The 20,755-nt window shown below is 71.6% G+C and carries 13 protein-coding genes; 11 read left to right on the forward strand and 2 right to left on the reverse strand.

The annotated features are described in order from the left end of the window. The first annotated feature begins 37 nt into the window (after positions 1–37). From ACFU5F_RS20310 to ACFU5F_RS20340, 7 genes are all read left to right on the forward strand, one after another. A complete protein-coding gene (locus tag ACFU5F_RS20310; RefSeq protein ID WP_383888966.1) occupies positions 38–1,039 on the forward strand; it encodes a 2-hydroxyacid dehydrogenase in 1,002 nt (333 codons plus the stop codon). Positions 1,040–1,430: 391 nt separating this feature from the next. Next, entirely contained in the window at positions 1,431–4,478 is a 3,048-nt protein-coding gene (locus tag ACFU5F_RS20315) for a putative bifunctional diguanylate cyclase/phosphodiesterase (RefSeq protein WP_383888969.1), read from the forward strand. A gap of 351 nt (positions 4,479–4,829) precedes the next feature. Next, positions 4,830–6,692 (forward strand): acetolactate synthase large subunit, encoded by a 1,863-nt coding sequence (locus ACFU5F_RS20320; RefSeq protein WP_383888971.1) that lies wholly within the window; start codon positions 4,830–4,832, stop codon positions 6,690–6,692. Positions 6,693–6,713: 21 nt separating this feature from the next. Beyond that, entirely contained in the window at positions 6,714–7,241 is a 528-nt protein-coding gene (gene ilvN / locus ACFU5F_RS20325; RefSeq protein WP_381341224.1) for an acetolactate synthase small subunit, read from the forward strand. Between the two features lie 118 nt (positions 7,242–7,359). Beyond that, positions 7,360–8,361: a ketol-acid reductoisomerase gene (gene ilvC / locus ACFU5F_RS20330; RefSeq protein ID WP_013000491.1), complete on the forward strand. Its 1,002-nt coding sequence runs from the start codon at positions 7,360–7,362 to the stop codon at positions 8,359–8,361. Between the two features lie 229 nt (positions 8,362–8,590). Beyond that, the gene (gene serA / locus ACFU5F_RS20335) at positions 8,591–10,180 is read left to right on the forward strand and encodes a phosphoglycerate dehydrogenase (protein ID WP_383888974.1); all 1,590 of its coding nucleotides are present in this window, start codon (positions 8,591–8,593) and stop codon (positions 10,178–10,180) included. Between the two features lie 111 nt (positions 10,181–10,291). Continuing rightward, the gene (locus tag ACFU5F_RS20340; protein ID WP_383888977.1) at positions 10,292–13,216 is read left to right on the forward strand and encodes an AAA family ATPase; all 2,925 of its coding nucleotides are present in this window, start codon (positions 10,292–10,294) and stop codon (positions 13,214–13,216) included. A gap of 92 nt (positions 13,217–13,308) precedes the next feature. Here the strand turns inward: ACFU5F_RS20340 and ACFU5F_RS20345 are convergent, their stop codons facing one another. Further along, positions 13,309–14,532: a PucR family transcriptional regulator gene (locus ACFU5F_RS20345; RefSeq protein ID WP_383888980.1), complete on the reverse strand. Its 1,224-nt coding sequence runs from the start codon at positions 14,530–14,532 to the stop codon at positions 13,309–13,311. A gap of 107 nt (positions 14,533–14,639) precedes the next feature. On the opposite strand from ACFU5F_RS20345, the gene ACFU5F_RS20350 reads away from it, so the two are divergent. The 3 genes from ACFU5F_RS20350 to ACFU5F_RS20360 all read left to right on the forward strand — a co-directional run bounded on the left by ACFU5F_RS20350 (position 14,640) and on the right by ACFU5F_RS20360 (position 17,714). Further along, entirely contained in the window at positions 14,640–15,566 is a 927-nt protein-coding gene (locus tag ACFU5F_RS20350) for a proline dehydrogenase family protein (protein WP_383888982.1), read from the forward strand. Positions 15,567–15,617: 51 nt separating this feature from the next. After that, positions 15,618–17,249, forward strand: a complete 1,632-nt coding sequence (pruA, locus tag ACFU5F_RS20355) for an L-glutamate gamma-semialdehyde dehydrogenase (RefSeq protein WP_383888985.1) — start codon at positions 15,618–15,620, stop codon at positions 17,247–17,249. A 333-nt stretch (positions 17,250–17,582) separates the two neighbouring features. Continuing rightward, positions 17,583–17,714, forward strand: coding sequence for a hypothetical protein (locus tag ACFU5F_RS20360; RefSeq protein WP_005479955.1), 132 nt, complete (start codon positions 17,583–17,585; stop codon positions 17,712–17,714). Between the two features lie 62 nt (positions 17,715–17,776). Here ACFU5F_RS20360 and ACFU5F_RS20365 read toward each other — a convergent pair whose 3' ends face one another. Beyond that, complete coding sequence (locus tag ACFU5F_RS20365) at positions 17,777–19,351, reverse strand: purple acid phosphatase family protein (RefSeq protein WP_383888988.1); 1,575 nt, start codon at positions 19,349–19,351, stop codon at positions 17,777–17,779. A gap of 154 nt (positions 19,352–19,505) precedes the next feature. Here ACFU5F_RS20365 and ACFU5F_RS20370 point away from each other — a divergent pair, with 154 nt between their 5' ends. Continuing rightward, positions 19,506–20,549, forward strand: a complete 1,044-nt coding sequence (locus ACFU5F_RS20370) for a 3-isopropylmalate dehydrogenase (RefSeq protein WP_383888991.1) — start codon at positions 19,506–19,508, stop codon at positions 20,547–20,549. Positions 20,550–20,755: the final 206 nt, after the last annotated feature.

Raw genomic sequence — 20,755 nt, forward strand, 5'->3', positions numbered from 1 at the left:
CCTCTGCCGTGCCGGGTACCTGACATAGCCTCCGGGCATGACTGCTGACGCGACTGCCGACCCGACCGCGGACGTGACCGCCGCGGTGTGGCTCCCCATCCCGCCGGACGAGATCGAGGGCCTCCCGCGGGGCCCCCGCTATCTCTTCTGGGACGGGGGTGAGGACGGCACACAGCCGTATCCGGGAGACCCCGCGGACTGCGTCCTGTACGTGGTCCCCTATATGAAGCGCTGGCCGGTGAAGGTGAGCCCGCTGGAGCGCATGCGGAACGTGCGGGTGATCCAGACGCTCACGGCGGGTGTCGACGACGTCCTGGCCCGGATGTCCGTGCTCCCGCCCGGCGTCCAGCTGTGCAACGCGCGGGGGGTGCACGAGGCCAGCACGGCCGAACTCGCGCTCACCCTGACCCTCGCCTCACTGCGCGGTGTCCCCGACTTCGTCCGGGACCAGCAACAGGAGCGCTGGAAGGGCGACTTCCGCCCCGCGCTCGCCGACAAGTCCGTCCTGATCGTCGGCTACGGAGCGATCGGCGCCGCCATCGAGGACCGGCTCGTGCCCTTCGAGGTGGCGCGGGTGGCGCGCGTCGCGCGCTCTGAGCGCACCACGGCGCGCGGACCGGTGCATTCGTTCACCGAACTGCCCTCCCTGCTGCCACGGGCGGATGTCGTGATCCTGTCCACTCCGCTCACGGAGCAGACACGAGGCATGGTCGACGCCGACTTCCTGGCCCGTATGAAGGACGGGGCCCTCCTGGTGAATGTTGCCCGCGGAGGCGTCGTCGACACCAAGGCGCTGCTCGCGGAACTGGACACCGGGCGCCTCACCGCGGCCCTCGACGTCACCGATCCGGAGCCGCTGCCTCCCGGGCACCCGCTCTGGCGCGCCCCGGGGGTGCTCATCAGCCCCCACGTCGGCGGTCCCACGTCGGCCTTCCTGCCGCGTGCCAAAAGGTTGCTGGTGGACCAGTTGGGGCGATTCGTGAACCGGGAGCCCCTGCGCAACGTGGTCTCTACGACGGGCGGGACGGACGGCGCGTAGTCCACTTCGGGCACCCTCCGCGTTCCTTCGGAAGCGGAACGTGCTCGTGTTGCCAGAGATGGTCACTGAGCGTAGAGGAGCTATGTCCCTGAGTGACGATCCTGGTGTATCGTCCCGACAGGGGCTGCGCCGCGCACCGTTCGGCGCCGGGGACGGACTTGAGACAGCGAGGGGGGCGACGGGCGATGCACGGCCTATGGACGAACGATCCGACGCGGCGGAGCCGCCGACGGCGGCCCTGGCGAGCTGTGACGCGGAGGCACCCGCACGGGAGCCACGACGGCCACAGCGGTCAAGGTCATCACCGCAGGCACAGCAACCGCAGAAAGCACACCCCTCCCACGCACCGGGACCAGCGGGACAGGGGAGCGGCGCTCACCGGGGAGACCCCGTGAGTCCCCGCCAGTCCTCCGCCCCCACGCTGAACCCGGCGCTCCGTGCGGCCAGGTCGCTGCCCGGACCGCTGCCCGGCGGGCCGGCGCCCGACCACGGTGGCGCGAGCCTGCGGGCCCAGATCGTCCTCGTCCTGCTCTGCGCGGCCTACGCCGTCGGTGCCGCGTTCGGCTGGGGCAACGAGCAAGTCGCCCTCGTCATGGGCGACTTCGGGCTCAGTGCCGCGGCCGGCGCGGCCGCCGTCTCCTGCTTCCGCTACGCGCGCAGCCGCCGCAGCCGCTTTCGACCCGCCTGGCTGCTGTTCGCCCTCTCCTCCGCCATGGCGGCCCTGGGCAACGGCGTCTGGGGGTGGTACGAGGTCGTCCTGGAGCGGCCCGTGCCCGAGCCGAGCTACGCGGACCTGTTCTTCCTCTGCTTCGCGCCGCCCGCCATCGTCGGACTGCTGGTGCTGGCCAAACGGCCGGTGACCAGGGCCGGCTGGGTCTGTCTCGCGCTGGACTCCTGGCTCATCGGCGGCTCCCTGGTCACTCTCTCCTGGAGCCTCGCGCTCGCGCAGAACACCCAGCTCGACGACGCCGACACCGCGCACACCGCGCTCTCGCTGGCCTACCCCCTGCTGGACATCGCCCTGGTCAGCATGGTGCTCGCGCTGCACTTCCGCCGCTCCTCGATGCACCGCTCCGCGGTGAACACCGCGATCGGCGCCCTCGCGCTCACCGTGATGTGCGACGCCCTGTTCACCTCGCCCCTGCTGCACACCAGCTACGAGTCGGGCCAGCTCCTCGACGCCGGCTGGTTCGCGGGCTCCCTGCTGCTCGCCTACGCTCCCTGGGCCGGCCGGCGCCACGGACAGGCGGACGAGGTCGGGCACGCGCGCGTGGTGCACGAACACATCCCGGGCCAGCGCCACGACGTACACACGGGCCGGCGCCACGACGCCCACGCGGGGCACCGCCACGAGGTCCACCCGGGGCACCGGCACGACAGTCCGCAGGCGGGGCAGGTGCACGCGCTCCTCCAGGGCGGAGGTCACGGTCGGTATCCGGCCACCCGCCCCATCGCCGGCTCCCTGGCCGCGCTCACGCCCTACCTGGCCGCCGCCGTCTGCACGCTGGGCATCCTCTACAACGTCCTCAACGGCCGCCGCGTCGACCGCGTGGTGCTCATCACCGCCTCCACCGTCGTGCTCGCCCTCGTCGTGCGCCAGGGCATCATGCTCCTCGACAACATCACCCTCACCCAGGAACTGGCCCAGAAGGAGAACCACTTCCGGTCCCTGGTGCAGGGCTCCAGCGACGTCATCATGATCGCCGCGCCGAACGGCATCCTGCGCTACGTCAGCCCGGCCGCCGCCGGGGTCTACGGACGCCCCGCGGAGGACCTCGTCGGCAAGGAGCTGGCCTCGATCATCCATCCCGAGGACCTCGGCTGCGTCGTCCACGAGGTGCGCCGCTTCCTCGCCGCCAGCCCCGCCGAGGAGCCCACCACCCGCATCGAGTGCCGCTTCAAGTCCGGCGGGGGAGGCTGGCTGAACGTGGAGTCCACGGTCAACCGCCACCACGGCGGCCTCATCCTCAACAGCCGGGACGTGACCGAGCGCGTGCGCCTGCAGGCCCAGCTACAGCACAACGCCGAGCACGACCCGCTCACCGACCTGCCCAACCGAGCCCTGTTCACCAAGCGCGTCCAGCAGGCGCTCTCCGGCCGCCGCTCCTCCGACCGCGGTGCCGCCCTGCGCAACACGGCGGTCCTCTTCATCGACCTCGACGGCTTCAAGGCCGTCAACGACACCATCGGTCACCAGGCCGGGGACGAACTGCTCGTCCAGGCCGCCCGCAGGCTCCAGGACGCCGTACGCCAGGGGGACACCGCCTCCCGCCTCGGCGGGGACGAGTTCGCCGCTCTCATCGTCGGGGACGGCTCCCACGACCGCGTCGACCGGGAACGGCACATCCTGGAGCTGGCGGACCGGCTCCGGATCGCCCTCTCGCAGCCGTACACCATCGACGGCAACGATGTCCGGGTCGCCGCCTCCATCGGCGTCTCCTTCGCCGAGCCCGGCCTCGGCGCGGGCGAGCTGCTGCGCAACGCCGACCTGGCCATGTACCGGGCGAAGGCGTCCGGCAAGGGCCGCGTCGAGCTGTACAAGCCGCAGATGCAGCAGGACGTCGTCCGCAGGGCCGAGCTGGCCACCCGGCTGCGGGCCGCGCTGCACGACGGCGAGTTCATGCTGCTCAACCAGCCCGTGGTGGAGCTGGGCACCGGCCGGATCTCGTCGGTCGCGACCGCCGCCCGCTGGCGTTCGTCCCAGGGGGTGCTGTTCACACCCGCCGAGTTCCTGCGGGTCTCCGAGGACAGCGAGAAGACCGCCGAGCTGGGCCGCTGGATGCTCGAGCAGGCCGTCGAGCAGGCCGCCGACCGCCTCACCAGCGGGCTCAACGTCCCGGTGTCCGTCCGGATGAGCGCCCGGCGTCTGCTGGACCGCTCACTGCCCCCGGGCTCGGTGGAGACGCTGCTCACCCGCCACGGGCTGCCCCCCGGCTCCCTGGTCGTCGAGCTGTCCGACACCGAGCTGAAGGGTCCGCCGGACGAGCTGGAGCGCCGGCTGAACCACCTCCGCCGCCTCGGCGTCAGAATCGCCCTGGACGGCCTCGGCAGCGGGCAGGCGGCCATCACGGCGCTGCGCCGGCTCCCCGTCGACGTACTGAAGCTGGACCGCGGCCTCGTCGAGGGGGTCGTCGAATCCACCCGGCTGCAGAAGATCACGCGTGGGCTGCTGCGCATCGCCGACGACCTGGGCCTGGAGTCCGTGGCCGACGGAGTGGACCTGCCCGAGCAGGTCGTCGCCCTGCGCGCGATGGGCTGCACACATGGTCAGGGCGCCGCCTTCTCCGGGCCGCTGGACGAGTACCGCCTGCGCCGGGCGCTGTCCCGCGGCCACTTCCCGATGCCCTCCGGACCGGCGGAACCCGTCTTCGCGGGCGGCGCGAGAGAATCGGAGGGGCGTGTCGTGGCCACGGCGCCGACCCTGGCGCCCCGGGGATGAGCGAGCATTGACGGGCACGGGGGTGTACACCAGTGGTGTCACCGCTGTCCATGGAGGCGGACGTGCCCGTCGCTCACATGTTGAGACTCCCGTCCCACCCGCTTGACACGCGGTGCGCGCCGGAGAGAGGGTCATTGCCATGCGCACCCGAATCCTCGTACTTGGAAAGCGCGTCGGCTGAAGCTGGGACCCACCGGACGGCGTCCGGAATCCCCAGCGACCGTACCCGACGCGCTCCCCTCGCTTGCCCTGTGGCAAGGAGGGGTTTTTTGTTGCACGGGCACCAGTCGGCGTTAGCCGCACACCGCACGAACCTCGCAAAACACCCTCAGCATCGAGAAGAGAATGCCGATGACCGAGCAGGCCACCGGGGCCCACCATCCGCAGCCGCGGCCCCGATCCGGAGGACCGACCACCCCCGTCGAGCACGTCACGGGTGCGCAGTCCCTCATCCGCTCTCTCGAGGAGGTCGGGGCCGACACGGTGTTCGGCATCCCCGGCGGCACCATCCTGCCGGCGTACGACCCGATGATGGACTCCAAGCGGGTGCGCCACGTGCTGGTCCGCCACGAGCAGGGCGCCGGCCACGCGGCCACCGGTTACGCGCAGGCCACCGGCAAGGTCGGGGTGTGCATGGCGACGTCCGGTCCGGGCGCCACCAACCTGGTCACCCCGATCGCGGACGCGCACATGGACTCCGTGCCGCTCGTCGCGATCACCGGCCAGGTCGTGTCCAAGGCGATCGGTACGGACGCCTTCCAGGAGGCGGACATCGTCGGCATCACCATGCCGATCACCAAGCACAGCTTCCTGGTCACCAAGGCGGAGGACATCCCCCGGGCGATCGCGCAGGCGTTCCACATCGCCTCGACCGGCCGCCCGGGACCGGTCCTGGTCGACATCCCCAAGGACATCCTCCAGGCGAAGACCACCTTCTCCTGGCCGCCCGCCATGGACCTGCCCGGCTACCGGCCCGTCACCAAGCCGCACGCCAAGCAGATCCGCGAGGCCGCCAAGCTGATCACCTCCGCCAACCGGCCCGTCCTGTACGTCGGCGGCGGTGTCCTCAAGGCGCGGGCGACGGCCGAGCTGAAGGTGCTGGCCGAGCTGACCGGCGCGCCCGTCACCACCACGCTGATGGCGCTCGGTGCGTTCCCCGACAGCCACCCGCAGCACCTGGGCATGCCCGGGATGCACGGCTCCGTGGCCGCGGTCACCGCGCTGCAGAAGGCCGACCTGATCGTCGCCCTCGGCGCCCGCTTCGACGACCGTGTCACCGGCAAGCTGGACAGCTTCGCGCCGTTCGCGAAGATCGTCCACGCGGACATCGACCCGGCCGAGATCGGCAAGAACCGCGCCGCCGACGTCCCGATCGTGGGTGACGCCCGCGAGGTCATCGCCGACCTCATCCAGGCGGTGCAGAAGGAGCACAGCGAGAGCGGACCGGACGAGGCCGACGCCCCGCGCTACGCGGCCTGGTGGAAGGACCTCAACCGCTGGCGCGAGACCTACCCGCTCGGCTACGACCAGCCGGCCGACGGCTCGCTGTCACCGCAGGCGGTCATCGAACGCATCGGACAGCTCGCCCCCGAGGGCACGATCTTCACGGCGGGCGTCGGCCAGCACCAGATGTGGGCCGCCCACTTCATCCAGTACGAGAAGCCCGCCACCTGGCTGAACTCCGGCGGCGCCGGAACGATGGGATACGCGGTCCCGGCGGCCATGGGCGCCAAGGCCGGAGCCCCGGACCGGACCGTCTGGGCGGTCGACGGCGACGGCTGCTTCCAGATGACCAACCAGGAACTCACCACCTGCGCGCTGAACAACATCCCGATCAAGGTCGCCGTCATCAACAACGGCGCCCTCGGGATGGTCCGCCAGTGGCAGACGCTGTTCTACAACCAGCGCTACTCCAACACCGTTCTGCACAGCGGCCCGGACGACGTCAACCCGAACGCCCGCGGTACCCGCGTCCCCGACTTCGTGAAGCTGTCGGAGGCCATGGGCTGCTACGCGATCCGCTGCGAGTCCCCGGACGACCTCGACAAGGTCATCGAGGAGGCGAACTCGATCAACGACCGCCCGGTCGTCGTCGACTTCGTCGTGCACGAGGACGCGATGGTGTGGCCGATGGTCGCCGCCGGCACCTCGAACGACACGATCATGGCCGCCCGGGACGTCCGCCCCGACTTCGGCGACAACGAAGACGACTGAGCGAGAGAGACCGAACGAGACATGTCCAAGCACACGCTCTCCGTCCTGGTGGAGAACACCCCCGGCATCCTGGCCCGGATCGCCGCGCTGTTCTCCCGTCGCGGCTTCAACATCGACTCGCTCGCGGTCGGTGTCACCGAGCACCCTGAGATCTCCCGGATCACCATCGTGGTGACGGTGGTCGAGGAACTGCCCCTGGAGCAGGTGACGAAGCAGCTCAACAAGCTCGTCAACGTCCTGAAGATCGTCGAGCTGGAACCGGGCTCCGCCGTTCAGCGGGAACTCGTTCTGGTGAAGGTGCGCGCCGACAACGAGACGCGCTCCCAGATCGTCGAGATCGTCCAGCTGTTCCGCGCCAAGACGGTCGACGTCTCCCCGGAGGCCGTCACCATCGAGGCCACCGGGTCCAGCGACAAGCTGTCCGCCATGCTCAAGATGCTGGAGCCGTTCGGCATCAAGGAGCTGGTCCAGTCCGGCACGATCGCGATCGGCCGCGGCTCCCGTTCGATCACGGACCGCTCACTGCGCGCCCTGGACCGGTCGGCCTGACACGCGACACGGGCGGCCGACGACGCGCGGCCGCCCGTATGCCGAGACCCGCAGACTTTCATTCCGCCCGCCGTCATACGGTGGGACGCAACACCTGCACTCAAGGAGAGAACCCAAAGTGGCCGAGCTGTTCTACGACGCCGACGCCGACCTGTCCATCATCCAGGGCCGCAAGGTCGCGGTCATCGGTTACGGCAGCCAGGGCCACGCCCACGCGCTGTCCCTGCGCGACTCGGGTGCGGACGTCCGCGTCGGTCTGCACGAGGGCTCCAAGTCCAAGGCGAAGGCCGAGGAGCAGGGCCTGCGCGTGGTGACTCCGGCGGAGGCCGCCGCCGAGGCCGACGTCATCATGATCCTCGTCCCGGACCCGATCCAGGCCCAGGTCTACGAGGACCACATCAAGGACAACCTCAAGGACGGCGACGCGCTGTTCTTCGGTCACGGCCTGAACATCCGCTTCGGCTTCATCAAGCCCCCGGCCGGCGTCGACGTCTGCATGGTCGCCCCCAAGGGCCCCGGCCACCTCGTCCGCCGTCAGTACGAGGAGGGCCGCGGCGTTCCGTGTATCGCCGCCGTCGAGCAGGACGCCACGGGCAACGCGTTCGCGCTGGCCCTCTCCTACGCCAAGGGCATCGGCGGCACCCGGGCCGGCGTCATCAAGACGACCTTCACCGAGGAGACCGAGACCGACCTCTTCGGAGAGCAGGCCGTTCTCTGCGGTGGCACGGCCGCCCTGGTCAAGGCCGGTTTCGAGACGCTGACCGAGGCCGGCTACCAGCCGGAGATCGCGTACTTCGAGTGCCTGCACGAGCTGAAGCTGATCGTCGACCTCATGTACGAGGGCGGCCTGGAGAAGATGCGCTGGTCGATCTCCGAGACCGCCGAGTGGGGCGACTACGTCACCGGCCCGCGGATCATCACGGACGCCACCAAGGCCGAGATGAAGAAGGTCCTCGCCGAGATCCAGGACGGCACCTTCGCCCAGCAGTGGATGGACGAGTACCACGGCGGTCTGAAGAAGTACAACGAGTACAAGACCCAGGACTCCGAGCACCTGCTGGAGACCACCGGCAAGGAGCTGCGCAAGCTCATGTCGTGGGTCAACGACGAAGAGGCCTGATCCTTTGAGGCCGGCCGTGGCGGGGTTCACCCGGTGCCACGGCCGGCCTTGTTTCACGTCCGGGTGATCCTTCCGCGGTGGCGTGAGGCGATGCCCCCGGCGCCACTACACTGCAGCACTACATACGCGTCGGGCCCACAGCGTCGTGCGTCTTCCACGCGGACACCACCCTCCACCGCCTGCGGCCGTCGGGACGGCCGTCCGCAGCATTGGACTTGTGAGGACTCACGTGAGCTCGAAACCAGTCGTACTGATCGCTGAAGAGCTGTCGCCCGCCACCGTCGACGCGTTGGGCCCGGACTTCGAGATCCGGAACGTCAACGGAGCGGACCGAGCCGAACTGCTCCCGGCCATCGCCGACGTCGACGCCATCCTGATCCGCTCGGCCACCAAGGTCGACGCCGAGGCGATCGCCGCCGCGAAGAGGCTGAAGGTCGTCGCGCGCGCCGGCGTCGGCCTGGACAACGTGGACGTCTCCGCCGCCACCAAGGCCGGCGTGATGGTCGTCAACGCCCCCACCTCGAACATCGTGACCGCCGCCGAGCTGGCCTGCGGTCTGCTCCTCGCCACCGCCCGCCACATCCCGCAGGCGAACACGGCGCTGAAGAACGGCGAGTGGAAGCGCAGCAAGTACACGGGCGTGGAGCTTGCCGAGAAGACCCTCGGTGTCGTCGGCCTCGGCCGCATCGGCGCCCTGGTGGCCCAGCGCATGTCCGCCTTCGGCATGAAGGTCGTCGCCTACGACCCCTACGTGCAGCCCGCGCGGGCCGCGCAGATGGGCGTGAAGGTTCTTTCGCTGGACGATCTCCTTGAGGTCTCCGACTTCATCACCGTCCACCTGCCGAAGACCCCCGAGACGGTCGGCCTGATCGGCGCCGAGGCGCTGCAGAAGGTCAAGCCCTCGGTGCGCATCGTCAACGCCGCGCGTGGCGGGATCGTCGACGAGGCCGCGCTGTACTCGGCGCTCAAGGAGGGCCGGGTCGCCGGCGCGGGCCTCGACGTGTACGCCAAGGAGCCCTGCACCGACTCGCCGCTGTTCGAGCTGGACGAGGTCGTCTGCACCCCGCACCTCGGTGCCTCCACCGACGAGGCGCAGGAGAAGGCGGGCATCGCGGTCGCCCGTTCGGTGCGCCTCGCCCTCGCCGGTGAGCTGGTCCCGGACGCGGTGAACGTCCAGGGCGGTGTCATCGCCGAGGACGTCAAGCCGGGCCTGCCGCTCGCCGAGCGGCTCGGCCGGATCTTCACCGCGCTGGCCGGTGAGGTCGCGGTCCGCCTCGACGTCGAGGTCTACGGCGAGATCACCCAGCACGACGTGAAGGTGCTGGAGCTGTCCGCCCTCAAGGGTGTGTTCGAGGACGTCGTCGACGAGACGGTGTCGTACGTCAACGCTCCGCTGTTCGCGCAGGAGCGTGGCGTCGAGGTGCGGCTGACCACCAGCTCCGAGTCGCCCGACCACCGCAACGTCGTCACCGTGCGCGGCACGCTCGGCAGCGGTGAGGAGGTGTCGGTCTCCGGCACGCTGGCCGGGCCGAAGCACCACCAGAAGATCGTCGCCGTCGGTGAGTACGACGTGGACCTCGCGCTCGCCGACCACATGGTCGTCCTGAGCTACGTCGACCGGCCCGGTGTCGTCGGCACGGTGGGCCGTGTCTTCGGCGAGGCCGGGATCAACATCGCCGGCATGCAGGTCGCCCGGTCCACTGCGGGTGGCGAGGCGCTGGCGGTGCTGACGGTGGACGACACGGTTCCGCCGACCGTGCTCGCGGAGGTGGCCGAGGAGATCGGCGCGACGTCGGCGCGCTCGGTGAACCTGGTCTGAGGGCCGGTTCCTTCGTAGCGGTACCGGTAGCGGAGGCGGGGCCTGGTCACCTGAGGTGACCGGGCCCCGTTCTCGACAACCCACCCCACTGCGGCGTGTCAGGATGGCCGCGTGGCTCAGAGCATCATGCACGCGCCGTTCGTCGGGCGGGACTCCGAGATGGCCCGGCTGAGGGACGTGCTGGACCGGGCCGGCGGCGGAGAGCCCCGCGCCGTACTGGTCGCGGGTGACGCGGGGGTCGGCAAGAGCCGGACCCTGGCGGAGGCCGCGGCGTACGCGGCGGAAACACGCACCGTCGTGTTCACCGGGCACTGCGTGGACCTCGGCGACGTCGGTCTGCCCTATCTACCGTTCACCGAGATTCTCGGCGCCCTGGCGGCGGACGAGCGGTTCGCGCCGCTCCTTCAGGCGCACCCGGCGACGGGCCGACTGCTCGGCGGCGGCGCGGACGGCGGCGACCGGCTGCAGCTTTTCGAGGGCATCGCCGCGCTGTTGAGCGACCTCTCCGGGGCGGTCCCCGTCCTGCTCGTGCTGGAGGACCTGCACTGGGCCGACCAGTCCTCGCGCGACCTGCTGCGCTTCCTGCTCAGCCGGGCGGTGCTCCAACGCCCCGCCCCCGGCGCCCCGGCCCACCGCCTCGCCGTCTTCGCCTCGTACCGCGCGGACGACCTGCACCGTCGCCACCCGCTGCGCCCCCTGCTCGCCGAGCTGGTGCGGCTGCCCGCCGTGGAGCGGCTGGAGCTGCGGCCGATGCCGGACCCGGAGGTCGCGCGGCTGGTGCGGTCGCTGCGCGCCGAGCCGCTGTCCGACGCCACGGTCGGCCGGATCGTCGAGCGGGCCGAGGGCAACGCCTTCTACGCGGAGGAGTTGCTGGCCGCGACGGCGGAGGAGCCGGGGGCGGTGCTGCCCAGCCAGCTGGCCGACCTGCTGCTGATCCGGATCGAGCAACTGCCCGGCGCCGCCCAGCAGGTGCTGCGCACGGCGGCGGTCGCGGGGCGCAGGGTGGGGCACGAGCTGTTGCGGGACGCCGTCCAACTCCCCGAGGACGAGCTGGAGTCCGCGTTGCGGGAGGCGGTCGGCCGGCAACTGCTGCTGCCGCACGGGGGATCCACGTACGAGTTCCGGCACGCCCTCACCCGGGAGGCGGTCTACGCGGATCTGCTGCCGGGCGAACGGGTCCGGTTGCACGGGGTGTTCGCGAGGCTGCTGGCCCGCCGGGGGCGCGCCGCGGAGAGCGCCGAGCGTGCCCATCACTCGCGGGAGAGCCACGACCTCGCCGACGCGCTGACGGCGTCCGTCGAGGCGGCCGACCACGCGCGCGGGATCGGGGCACCCGCCGAGGAACTGCGGCATCTGGAGGGCGCCCTCGACCTGTGGCAGTCCGTGGACGCCGGGGCCCGGCCCCGGGACCTCGACACGGTCACCCTCACGCTGCGCGCCTCGTCGGCCGCCGCGCGCGCCGGGGAGAACCACCGGGCGGTCTCGCTCACCCGCGCGGCGCTCGCCGGCGTCGGCCCGGACGCGGGCTCCGAGCTGGCCGCCCGGGTGCGCTACACCCTCGCCGGTGACCTGATGCGCGTCGACAGCCTGAAGGCCGCGTTCCGGTACAGCAGCGAGGCTCTGGAGATGATCCCCGCCGAGCCCCCGTCCCGTACCTGGGTATGGGCGGCGGCCACGCATGTGATGGCGGCGCGGTACGTGGGGGAGGACGAGGAGGCCCGGCGGGTCGCGAGCCGGGCGCTGGAGGTCGCCGAGCGGCTCGGACTCGACGATGCCCGGGCCGACCTGATCGTCTCCGTGGTCGGCCTCGACCCCCGGAGCAACCGGCGTACGGAGGCGGGCCGGGCGCGTCTGCTGGAGGCCCGCGAGCTGGCCCGGCGCGCGGGCAATCCGCCCGTGGAGATGCGCGCGCTGTTCAACCTCGCCTCGGGCTGTTTCGAATCGGGTGACCTGGAGGGATGCCTCGCCCGGCTCGCCGACGGGCTGGACCGCGCGGGCCGCGTCGGCCTCTTGTCCTCCCCGTATCCGGTGGAGATGCGGTACCTCCACTCCCTGTGCCTGTACACCCTGGGCCGCTGGGACGAGTGCGCCCGCTCGGCCGCCGACGTCGACCGGCTGCCCGCCACGGCCGGCCACGCCGCCGGACCCGCCCTGTACGTCGCCCTCGCCCGCGGTGACGACAGCGCGGTGGAGCGGGCCAGGGCGCTGCTGGACGGGCCGTACGACTGGATGGCCGGGCTCGTCGCGGGCGTCGCGCTCACCGAGGCGGCCGTCCTGCGGCGCGATCCCGGGGCCGCCGTCGCCCAGTTCCGTACGACCGTCGCCGCGCTCTCCGACGAGTCCGGGACCCGGCCCAACGCGACCGTGCGGCTCGCCGCGCTGGCTCTCGGGGCGATCGCGGACGCGGTGGCCGAGCGGCGGTCGGCCGGGGACGAGGGGGCGGCGCGGGACTGGGCCGCCCCGGGCGAGGAGCTGGTGGGGGCCGCGCGGGCCACCGCGGCGGAGGGGGAGGACGGCGCGGAGCAGGGGCCGGAGGGGATGGCCTGGCTGGCCCGCGCCGAGGCGGAGTGGGCCCGGGTGCGCGGCAGGCCAGCTGTGGCGGCCTGGCGGACGGCGGTGGACGCCTTCGCGTTCGGTGACCCGTACGAGCGGGCCCGGTGCCGGCTGCGGCTGGCGGAGGCGCTGCTCGGAGCAGGCGACCGGGAGGCGGCCGCGGCCGAGGCCCGGGCGGTGGGGGAGACCGCCGATCGGCTGGGCGCCGTGACGCTGCGCGCCGCCCTGGACGCGCTGGTCCGCCGGGGGCGGCTGGCGGAGGCACCCACGGCCGGGGACGTACCTGCGCTCACCGCCCGCGAGCGCGACGTCCTGCGGCTGCTCGCGCTGGGGCGGACCAACCGGCAGATCGGCGACGAACTGTTCATCACCGGGAAGACGGCGAGCGTCCATGTGTCCAACATCCTGGCCAAGCTGGGGGCGGCGAGCCGTACGGAGGCGGTGGCCATCGCCTACCGGGAGGGGCTGATCACGGCGGGCTGATCACGACGGCTGCCTCGTCAGGGACGCGGCCGCGGACACCTGCGGCCGCGGCACGGGCGCCGGTCACGGCACGAGCGACCGCCGCCCCGGCGTCACAGCCGTGCCCCCTTCAGGGCCATATGGAGCAGCAGCCGGTCCTCGCCGTCGGTCAGCCGCAGGCCCGTGAGCTTCTCCACGCGCGAGAGCCGGTAGTAGAGGGTCTGGCGGTGGATGCCCAGCTCGGCGGCGGTGCGGCCCGCCTGGCCCGCCTGATCGAGGAACACCTCGGCGGTGCGGGCGAGTTCGCGGTGGGCGGGGGTGAGGAGCAGGCGCACGGCGGGGTCCTCCGGGGCGCCGGGCGGAAGCCCGGTCAGCAGACGGTACGGGCCGATGGAGCGCCACTCGGCGACCGGGCCGAGACGCGGCTCGGCGAGCGCGGCCCGGGCCGCCGCCGAGGCCTCCCGCCAGTCGGTGCCCAGCTCGGCGAGGCCGGCCCGGGCGTCCGAGATGCCCGCCGCCGCGTGCGCGCCCGCGCGTTCCAGGAGCCGGGCGGCGGCCGTGCGCGCCGGGGCGGGCACGGCCGCCGAGCGCAGCCGCACCAACAGGGCCAGCCCCCGGCCGCCCGTTCCCCACGGCACCGTGCACAGCGCGGCCGCCCCCGGCACCGTACGGAAGGACGGGGCGTCGTCCGGGCCGGCGGACGGCCAGGGGGCCACGCACACCATCGCGTGGACCCCGTCGCCGCGCGGGCCGAGCGCGGAACGCAGCTCCGCCACCGCCATGTCGCGTTCCCGGTCGCGCCCGGCGGTCAGGACGGCGCGCAGCTCCCGGGTGAGGTCGGCGCCCGCCTGTGCCTCGTCCGCGAGGAGGGCGCCGATCCGGGCGGCGACCGCCATCGCGGCGGAGAGCTGGGCGTCGGTCGGGCCAGGATCGCCGTCCAGGAGCCAGACATAGCCGAGCACGACACCCCGATGGCGTACGGGCAGGCAGACCCGGCCCCGGAGGACCCCCGCCGCCGGAGTGGGCGGGATGCGGACCGGGGCCGTCGCCCGGGTGATGCCGAAGCCCTCGAACCACTCCCGCACCGCCGTCGTCGAGCGGCGGGTCAGGATCGAGCGGGTGCGGACCGGGTCAAGGGCCGACGGGTCGAGGTCGCCCTCACTGTCGTACGCGCCGAAGGCGATCAGCTCGAAGTCGCGGTTCTCCAGCGTCGCCGGTGCGCCGAGCAGCTCGGAGATCTCGTCGACGAGGTCCTGGTAGTCACCCATGGGGTGGGGCGATGGGGTGTCGGGCGTCACCCGGGCATTCTCCCGTATGCGCCCGCCGCCTTCATACATCTGTCTGAGATCTGCGGCACGGATGCGTGACAGCTGTCGATGGCAGGGGATCGGCGGGATCCTTAGGTTTCACGGTGGTTCTGTCTGCTGGTCTGTGGAGGTGCCCCGTGCTGGGTCCCGTGATTCTCGCCGCGTCGCGCAGCGACCGGATTCGACGCCTGGTCTCCGCGGCGCCCGTGACCAAGCAGGTCGTCGACCGCTTCATCCCCGGAGAGCGGGTCGACGACATCGTCCCGGTCGTCCGGGACCTCTCCGGCAAGGGCCTCGACGTGACGCTGGACGTCGTCGGCGAGGACATCACCCGTCCGGAGCAGGCGGCCGCCGCGCGCGACGCCTATCTGGAGCTGATCGACCGGTTGAAGGAGCTGGAGCTCGGCGAGCGCGCCGAGATGTCCGTGAAGCTCTCCCTCTTCGGCCAGGCGCTCGACGGCGGCCACGAGCTGGCCCTCGCCAACGTCCGGCCGGTCGTCGAGGCCGCCGCCGCGATCGGGACGACGGTCACCCTCGACGCCGAGGACCACACCACCCTCGACTCGATGTTCGCCATCCACGACGAGCTGCGCCGGGACTTCCCGCGGACCGGCTGCGTCATCCAGGCCTACCTCTTCCGCACCGAGGCCGACGCCCGCCGCCTCGCCGCGAACGGCAGCCGGGTGCGGCTGGTGAAGGGCGCCTACAAGGAGCCCGCCGAGGTCGCCTTCCAGCAGAAGGCCGAGATCGACAAGGCGTACGTACGCGTCCTGAAGATCCTCATGGAGGGGACGGGGTACCCGATGATCGGGTCCCACGACCCACGGCTGATCTCCATCGCCCAGGAACTCGCCCACCGCGCCGGACGCAAGCTCGACGAGTACGAGTTCCAGATGCTGTACGGCATCCGCGGCGACGAGCATCTCCGGCTCGCCGCCGAGGGACACCGGATGCGCGTCTACACCGCCTACGGCACCGACTGGTACGGGTACTTCATGCGGCGCCTCGCGGAGAAGCCGGCGAACCTGCGCTTCTTCGTCCGCTCGATGGTCAGCAAGGGCTGAGCCCCGCACGACGGCTCGCCACACACCGCTCAATAAGGAGTTACGGAACCCATGGACGCTGTGACCCAGGTCCCCGCCCCCGTCAACGAGCCGGTGCACGGCTACGCCCCCGGCTCACCCGAACGGGCCCGGCTGGAGGTCAAGCTGAAGGAGCTGGCCGAGAACCCGGTCGACCTGCCGATGACCATCGGCGGCGAGAAGCGGATGGGCGGCGGCGACCGCTTCGACGTCGTCCAGCCGCACAACCACAAGGCCCGCCTCGGCACCTACGGCAACGCCACCGCACAGGACGCACAGGACGCCGTCGACGCGGCCCTCGCCGCCGCGCCCGCCTGGCGCGCGATGTCCTTCGACGACCGCGCCGCGATCATCCTGCGCGCCGCCGAGCTGCTCGCCGGCCCGTGGCGCGAGACGCTGGCCGCCTCCACCATGCTCGGCCAGTCGAAGACGGCCCAGCAGGCCGAGATCGACTGTCCCTGCGAGCTGGTCGACTTCTGGCGCTTCAACGTCAAGTACGCCCGTGACCTGCTCGCCGAGCAGCCCCCGGCCAACTCCCCGGGCGTCTGGAACCGGCTCGACCACCGCCCGCTCGAAGGCTTCGTCTACGCGATCACCCCCTTCAACTTCACCGCCATCGCGGGCAACCTGCCGACCGCCCCGGCGCTCATGGGCAATGTCGTCGTCTGGAAGCCGAGCCCCACCCAGACGCACGCCGCCGTGCTGCTCATGCGGCTGCTGGAGGAGGCGGGCCTGCCCAAGGGCGTCATCAACCTCGTCACCGGCGACGGCATCGCGGTCTCCGAGGTCGCCCTCGCCCACCCCGACCTCGCGGGCATCCACTTCACCGGCTCGACCAAGACCTTCCAGTACCTGTGGAAGACGGTCGGCGCGAACATCGAGAAGTACCGCTCCTACCCGCGGCTGGTCGGCGAGACCGGCGGCAAGGACTTCGTGGTCGCCCACCCGTCCGCCGACCGCGCGATCCTCAGGACCGCCCTCACCCGGGGCGCCTTCGAGTACCAGGGCCAGAAGTGCAGCGCGACCTCGCGGGCGTACATCCCGGCGTCGATCTGGAACTCCGGCTTCAAGGAGGAGTTCGCGGCCGAGGTCGAGTCCCTGACCATGGGCGACGTCACCGACCTGTCCCACTTCATCGGCGCCGTCATCGACGAACGCTCCTTCGCCAAGAACAAGGCCGCCATCGACCGCGCCGAGGCCGACCCGGCCTGCACGATCGTCGCGGGCGGCTCCTACGACGACTCCGTCGGGTACTTCGTGCGCCCGACGGTCGTCGAGTGCACCGACCCGGCCAACGAGGTCTTCACCACCGAGTACTTCGGCCCGTTCCTCGCCGTGCACGTCTACGAGGACGACCGGTACGAGGAGATGCTGACCCAGATGGAGTCGGTGTCCGCCTACGCCCTGACGGGCTCGGTGATCTCGGGGGACCGCGCCGCCGCCGCGTACACGATGGAGAAGCTGCGCTACGCGGCCGGCAACTTCTACATCAACGACAAGTCCACCGGCGCCGTCGTCGGCCAGCAGCCCTTCGGCGGCGGCCGCGCCTCCGGCACCAACGACAAGGCCGGCGCCCCGCAGAACCTGATGCGCTGGACCCTGACCCGCGCCATCAAGGAGACCCTGGTCCCGCCGACTGACTACACGTACCCGCACATGGGCTGACCCGGACGCCCGGCCCGGCCCTCGTCCGACGCCCCCGATCCCGTGACCCGGGACCGGGGGCGTCGCCGTGTGACGGAAGTGAAAAGGCCAGGTCAACGGCGTGTGACCCAATCCACCGTCTCAGATAGTAGGAAGTCCGACTAACTGTGGAGACAGATGCGCCGACCTCGCCTAGCTTTGTAGGAGCCGAACGTCTCGCTCGATCCAGCGAATGGCGGTCGTGAGCCGGAGCCCTAGGCAGGCAACCCCTGCGGCCCCGCTCCCCGCCCCTTCCGGCGTCTCGTACACCGCCCGTTTCCGAACTCCGGATTGCCTCGAAGGAGTCGATTCCCCATGGCCGAGACGACCGTCCGCCGCCGAGTCCGCCACGTTTCCCGGACCACCGAGTCCGACCGCAAGAACGCCGCCGCCGCCCTCCAGCGCGCCCTGGACCGCAGGGACAACGGCGGTTCGACCGGGCACTGAGCCCACCCCCGTGCCGGGAGCCGCACCCGTGCCGGGGTGCGGTGCGGCCGTGAGCGGACGGCTCACGTGCCGCGCCGCACCTCGAAGTGGTCGATCCGTTGACCGTCCTGGGCCAGTGCCGACACCTTCAGGGCGGGCCGCGCGCCGCTCTCCGCCTCCACCGAGAGCAGCGAGAAGCCCCGGTAGCGCACCCGCGACCACTCCACCGTCTCCGCCTTCGACCTGCGCGACTTCGTCCATGCGAAGGTCTCCACGGCGTCGTGACGGGTGACGTGCCCCTCGTAGCTCTCCTTCACGCCGGACGGGAAGCCGTACAGATCACGCCCGCCGCCGCCCGCCGTGACGTACACGATGCCGTCCCGGGTCGGGTCGGTCGACGCACCGATCGGCACCGCCCTGCCGACCTCGCCTCCCTTGACGGCGTCGGTCCGCTCGTAGACGTGGTTGTGGCCGTTGATCACCAGGTCGACCTGGTGTGTGGCGAACAGCGGCAGCCAGCTCTCCCGGATCCCGCCGTCGGAGGCGTGCGAGGACGTAGAGTAGGCGCAGTGGTGGAAGAAGACGACGACGAAGTCCACGTCCTTCGCCGCCCGCAGCTCACCCAGCTTCCGGTCCAGCCACGCGGTCTGCCGGCCGCCGGTGTAGCCGAGGTTGGCGGGGATCTCGTACGACACGTCGTTCGCGTCCAGCGCCACGAAGGCGACGTTGCCGTAGGTGAACGCGTACACCCCCGGAGCGGTGCGCGGGTCGAAGCCGGTGTCCGGGAGGGACCAGCGGGCGAGCTGGCCGCCGTAGCCGTCCGGTGAGTACCAGGCCTCCATGTCGTGGTTGCCGGTCGTCACCATCCACGGCACGGACCGGGCCACCGGCTCGTTCTGCTTGAGGAACAGGTCCCAGAACCCGGGGTCGTAGCCGTCCGACTCCACCCCCTTGCCGTTGCCGTTCGCGTAGCAGATGTCGCCCGCGTGCAGGTGGAAGGCGGGCTTCTGGCGGATGATCAGGTGGTCGTTGGCGGCCGCCGCCTTGCCGACGCCCTGGTCGCCGAACGCGGTGAACACGAACTTCTCCGGCGCGGCGGGTGCCGTGCGGAAGGTGCCGATCGTCGAGCGGTGGGCCGGGCCGGCCGGGTCGAAGCCCTCGTGGCCGACGCCGTAGTAGTACGTGGTGCCGGGGCGCAGGCCGTCCAGGGCCGCGTGCAGGTAGTACTGCTCCAGCCCCAGGCGGACGCCCTCGACCCCCGGCGTGTGCAGGGCGCGGACCTCGGCGTCGATCTTCCGGCTCAGCTCCTCGGGCCTCGTGCCCACCCGCACGTACGGCTTCCGCACCGCGAACGGCACCTGCCAGGAGATCCGCATCTGACTCCTGGGGTCGCCGCCGAAGGCCAGATGGCGGCCGAAGGGGACGACGGCCGAGCCGGGGGCCCGGGAGGTGGCGGGCGACGCGGCGGGGGTCGTCGACGGCGTCGAGGCCGGCGAACCGGAGCCGCCGCAGCCGGTCAGTAGCCCGCCCGCCGCCAGCGAGCCCGCCGTCACCAGCGTGCGGCGCCGCGTCAGCCTCGTCCGCAGGTACTCGTGCTGCTCGGCCATGCTCATCCGGCGCGCGAGCTGCGGCGGGATGCCGAAGTCGGGTATATCCATGGGGACGAAGTTCCCAGCGAATCCCAACACCCGCCCCCCGTACGGGTGAACGCGGGGTGACGTGTGGGCACCGTCACCCTCCGGCCGCCCCCCTCGCACGTCCGCATCGCGGACACCCCATGTCATCCCCTGGGACAAGGAGTACGGTGCCGTCATGTCTCGCAGCCTCAATCTCGCAGTGATCCCCGGTGACGGCATCGGCAGGGAAGTCGTGGCCCAGGGGCTCAAGGTCCTCTCCGCCGTGCTCCCGCAGGATGTGAAGCTGGAGACCAAGGAGTACGACTTCGGCGCCCAGCGCTACCACGCCACCGGTGAGACCCTCACCGAGGCCGACCTCGACGCGCTGAAGCAGCACGACGCGATCCTGCTGGGCGCGATCGGCGACCCGAGCGTCCCCTCCGGTGTCCTGGAGCGCGGCTTCCTGCTCAAGCTCCGCTTCGCCTTCGACCACCACGTGAACCTGCGCCCGTCGAAGCTGCTTCCCGGCGTCGCCACCCCGCTCGCAGGCCAGCCCGAGATCGACTTCGTGGTGGTCCGCGAGGGTACCGAGGGCCCGTACACGGGCAACGGCGGCACGATCCGCAAGGGCACCGAGCACGAGGTCGCCACCGAGGTCTCCGTGAACACGGCCTTCGGCGTCGAGCGTGTGGTCCGTGACGCGTTCGCCCGTGCCCAGGCCCGCCCGCGCAAGAAGCTCACCCTCGTCCACAAGAACAACGTGCTGACCTTCGCCGGTCACCTGTGGACGAACATCTTCAACAAGGTGGCCGCGGAGTTCCCCGAGGTCACCACCGACTACATCCACGTGGACGCGGCGACGATCTACCTCGTCACCGACCCCGCCCGCTTCGACGTGATCGTCACCGACAACCTCTTCGGCGACATCATCACCGACCTCGCCGCGGCCGTCTCCGGCGGCATCGGCGTCGCGGCCTCCGGCAACATCAACCCGTCGGGTGAGTTCCCGTCCATGTTCGAGCCCGTGCACGGCTCGGCCCCGGACATCGCCGGCCAGGGCAAGGCCGACCCGTCCGCCACGGTCCTGTCCGTCGCCCTGCTCCTGCGCCACGTCGGCTACGAGGCCGAGGCAACAGCGATCGAGGAGGCCGTCTCCGCCGACCTCGCGGAGCGCGTCGGCAAGCCCGCCCGTTCGACGGACGAGATCGGCGACGCCCTCGCCGTACGAGTAGCCGGCTGACCCGCCGCGCCACTCGAAGTTCTTTCGAAGCCGCCGGGTCGCACCAGCACCCGGCGGCTTCCGTATGGCTTCCCCATGGTCCCGCCGGGTGTCACCATCATCCCTGGGTCGCATTCACGCCGTTTTCTTCCGCCGACTCCGCTTGCGATAATCGAACGCGGAGCCGCCGAATGAGGCAATGCTCGGACGTCCAAGCACTCGCCGCC

Source organism: Streptomyces sp. NPDC057438 (assembly GCF_042802995.1).
Lineage (GTDB): Bacteria > Actinomycetota > Actinomycetes > Streptomycetales > Streptomycetaceae > Streptomyces.